The organism is Candidatus Symbiopectobacterium sp. (assembly GCF_020054415.1).
In the GTDB taxonomy this organism is placed as follows: domain Bacteria; phylum Pseudomonadota; class Gammaproteobacteria; order Enterobacterales; family Enterobacteriaceae; genus Symbiopectobacterium.
Genome location: NZ_JAHWCO010000049.1, coordinates 1 through 2732, shown reverse-complemented (window position 1 = coordinate 2732; position 2732 = coordinate 1). Strand labels below are relative to the sequence as shown.

General features: G+C 50.4%; 2 protein-coding genes and 3 pseudogenes. 1 reads left to right on the top strand and 4 read right to left on the bottom strand.

All coding sequences use genetic code 11. From position 1 onward, the window contains the following. Positions 1 to 161: pseudogene (locus QZ506_RS01700) on the bottom strand (IS256 family transposase); the annotation flags it as partial. A gap of 40 nt (positions 162 to 201) precedes the next feature. Continuing rightward, the gene (locus QZ506_RS01695) at positions 202 to 606 is read right to left on the bottom strand and encodes a YgiW/YdeI family stress tolerance OB fold protein (protein WP_291968606.1); all 405 of its coding nucleotides are present in this window, start codon (positions 604 to 606) and stop codon (positions 202 to 204) included. Between the two features lie 260 nt (positions 607 to 866). Between QZ506_RS01695 and QZ506_RS01690 the strand changes: the two genes are divergently transcribed. Further along, positions 867 to 1523 carry a hypothetical protein gene (locus tag QZ506_RS01690; RefSeq protein ID WP_291968605.1) on the top strand — a complete coding sequence of 219 codons (657 nt, stop codon included), beginning with the start codon at positions 867 to 869 and terminating at the stop codon, positions 1521 to 1523. Positions 1524 to 1855: 332 nt separating this feature from the next. On the opposite strand, the pseudogene QZ506_RS01685 reads toward QZ506_RS01690, so the two are convergent. Together QZ506_RS01685 and QZ506_RS01680 are read right to left on the bottom strand one after the other, a co-directional pair. Continuing rightward, positions 1856 to 2308 (bottom strand): annotated as a pseudogene (locus QZ506_RS01685) (HAMP domain-containing protein); the annotation flags it as partial. 280 nt (positions 2309 to 2588) lie between these two features. Next, positions 2589 to 2732 (bottom strand): annotated as a pseudogene (locus tag QZ506_RS01680) (IS110 family transposase); the annotation flags it as partial.

The following is a 2732-nucleotide window of genomic DNA, read 5'->3' as shown; positions in this document are numbered from 1 at the left end:
GACTGGTGCTTCTCATGCCCGAGGTGATGGGTCATTTCAGCATTAAGGGCAGCTTCAACGCTGATCTTTTTCAGCAGGCGATCAAACTGGTTGAGATAGTCAGGGGTTTTGAGATTTTTGGCCAGCTCGTTAGCCAGAGCCTGTAACCGTTTTTCGTCCATAAAGTAACCTGCTTTTGATGTTGGATTGAACATATCAAAATCAGGCAATTACACAATCTCGCGTACAGGCTCGATGTACTGATTTAACGTCGATCTCTACGCTATTCCAGTCGTTATCTACTTCGCCTTCGATACGTATTTTGTCATTGGGCGTGACGGTTTGCCCTGCCCAGCGTTTGTCATCGATATCAACATTCACGGTGCCAGAGCTGTCGCGAAACTCGTACAGTTCATGTCCTAACTGCCGCACCAGACGACCTTCCAATACCACCCAGGCATCGTCCCTGAGAGTTTTAGCATGTTCTACGGTGGTCAAACCGGGCACCGGGCCTTTAAATCCGCCCGACGTAGTGCCTGCGCTGTCCGGTGCGACAAATCCCCCTTGTTGCGCAACCGCACCAACAGAAACGGCACCTAATAAAAGGGCGATAAACGTTCTCTTCATCATGATGTCCTTGAGGTTATGGCGTGAGACAAGTGTGGATGGTTGTGCTCTTATTCTCAAGAAATGAAACGCTTTATTCTGCCCTTTAGCGGTTTTATTGTGTATTATAACAAGGATGTTTTCTGTAACATGCTGTTTATTATTTGATTTATTATCCCGTCTTTTTTCACTCGTCTTTTTTAACCCTTTTAGAAAGGTCTCTTTCCATGACGTTGTTACCCCCAGTTTCGCGCGCATCTGATGGCTCGAGGTATTCTGTGATGCCATCGTCCCGGTGTAAAACGCCATCAAACCTGGGTCACGATGAACGTAAACCGCTACGAGATACGTTGTGTGCGGTATCCGTTTCCCCTCTGACGTTGGAATCCGGTGTAGAGACCGCTAACAAGGCATTCAAACCTGGTAACACGCAGGCAAATACAGGAGCATCACGCGTTAAAAAAACGGTGCTACTGGGAGGACTTCTGCTATTGGGCGAAATGGCGTGTCGGGCAGGGGCTACCGGGATCGCCACTTTTCGCTCGCAATATCAGGATGAACCTGAGAGGCCGCTTATCGATTTGTATCCTAGCACTGCCCACGTTGGAACATTTTCACCTTATTTACCTCCCGCCGGATATCGCGATAGCGCGTTGGCGCTTTTGCCGCTAGCGTCCGAGTCGGTGGAACACGCCAGCGCGCTTGCTGAGGTGAACCCGGAGGTATATTCGCAGGTTGAGGTGCTTTCAGACGTTGAGCATACGGCGTTGGCGGATTATTTGCGTCAGTTTCAGTCCTCAAAGGAAAGGCATGCGGATCACGCCATAAGAGCGCGGCGCAATACCAAACATTCTTCCTCACCGATCTCTCGTTTTAACCTGATGTATGACCGCGCTAAATTACCGGCGGCGGATAAGTCTCAGTCATTGCCATATTGAGTGATGAATTTTTGCGTTTTCCCCTGCAAGACATTAAAACACGAGGACCCGCCTACACCTAGATGGTTATCGATATGCTATTGCTGGGGCTGGGGGAAAAAGAGACACCGTTTCGCCGCTGGGACGCGCAGCCCGCCGACGGCTGGCGAAATTCAGCCACATCAGCTACGTCAAACAGTATCTGAATGAAACGCCTCCGCATTTTGCGCCCAGGCGCAAGACGGCCGCAGCGCAATCAATGATGAAAAAATATGCGCAGGAATCACGTCAACATGCTATTCAACACTCCGCATACTGGCAGGGAAATGCGGCAGGTCTGAGCTAGTACAGCTTATGGTAGAGACGCTGTTGCTTACGCGCTCGCTGCCGTGCTGGGCGGCGTTTGCGCTCTCTTCCGCCAACTGGCGCACGCTGGAAACGTTGTCCGCGTTTTGCCTCACCATCGCGGAAATCTGCTCCATGCTGGCAGATATTTCTTCCACGCTGCTGGCTTGACGGCTGATTTGCTCGCTGATGTTTTCGCTATCTTGTGCCAGCGCATCGGTACTGGCGCTGATCTCTTCTGCGGAGGCGCGCACCTGGGCGACGATGCGCGTCAACCCTTGCCCTATGCCATTGATGGCACCGATCAGGCGGCCCACTTCATCATTGTGTTGCGTGGTTAACGTGGCTTGCAGGTTCCCGGCAGAGAACTGTTCTGCCACTTTCACCACGTCTTCCAGCGGTCGGCTTAGCCACTGGCGCGTCAGTAACATAAAGAACACGGCAAAAATCAGCGTCAATAATCTATGGTCACCCCCATTTTTGCAACACTGATTTTTGACTAATGGTGTGCTTGCTTCAATCTATCCGGCGTCTCTATGGGCGAGATGCCCGCGCCTCGATGAGTTCCGCGCCTAGTGAACCTGAAAAGGCACTCGGCTTCAGTGAGCCATTTTTGTCGTCAGGTTTTTCAGCAGGTCGATATGCCGTTCATGTCATCAATAATCAGTCTTCGCAAAACCAGATAGGTAACTGCTGTTTAATTAATTAATAATCAGTGTCTTGATGTAGTTCTATATAACATCATGCCTGATATTCATTGTGATTAGTTGTGATTGACCAGGCTATTCGCGCCAGTTTGTTTGCCAGAGCACAGGCGACAATATTTGAATGTTTGTTATCGAGTTGCCCCCGAACCCATTCAGCAAGCCTGCCCTGCTGATGTTC

Coding starts and splice junctions, on each gene's coding strand:
- QZ506_RS01695 (WP_291968606.1), bottom strand. CDS start 606: ATGAAGAGAACGTTTATCGCCCTTTTATTAGGTGCCGTTTCTGTTGGT.
- QZ506_RS01690 (WP_291968605.1), top strand. CDS start 867: ATGCCATCGTCCCGGTGTAAAACGCCATCAAACCTGGGTCACGATGAA.